The sequence below is a fragment of the Robertmurraya beringensis genome (assembly GCF_042433785.1).
Taxonomy (GTDB): domain Bacteria; phylum Bacillota; class Bacilli; order Bacillales; family Cytobacillaceae; genus Robertmurraya_A; species Robertmurraya_A beringensis.
This window is the reverse complement of record NZ_JBHLUU010000034.1, coordinates 1-506: the sequence shown is the minus strand read 5'-3', so window position 1 is coordinate 506 and position 506 is coordinate 1. Positions and strand designations below refer to the sequence as shown.

1 pseudogene is annotated in these 506 nt (G+C 36.4%); it reads left to right on the top strand.

Features of this window, described 5'->3' with window-relative positions:
* Window positions 1-142 precede the first annotated feature (142 nt).
* Window positions 143-506, top strand: a pseudogene (locus ACFFHF_RS11735) (DDE-type integrase/transposase/recombinase); the annotation flags it as partial.

Genomic DNA, 506 nt, shown 5'->3' with positions numbered 1-506 from the left:
CGTATTGTCAAAACTTTTATAGTAAATAGGTTATTAAATCCTATCTAAGAGGGCTTTATAAGCAAAAAAATTGCCACCCCCTGAATTCTAAGGATAATTGAGGTTACGACACTCTCAACAACCTAGAAAAGGAAGTGACAATTTGTACCCTCAAATTATAACCTATTTATTAACTTTTATAAACTATCAAGAACAACTCATTCGAACATTGCTTACTTTATTGATTGGTAAGAGTATGTTTGATAAGCCTACTGAACAGCCCGTAAATAAACCATATCGAAAACTTCAAGTGGACGACCTTCCGGTCATTGAAGTTCTGGAACAGCTTGATTATCGAGTTCTTCTTAGTGAATATCTAGAGAAGAACGGGAAACCACTTAAACCTGTTCAAAGGCGTAAGAATGCAAAAGTTTCCGTACCTAAAGCCATGAACTGTCCAAAGTGTGGTGCTCCATCGGATTATCTTTATGCCAACAATGGAGATAAAGGTCAGTATCAATGCAAGG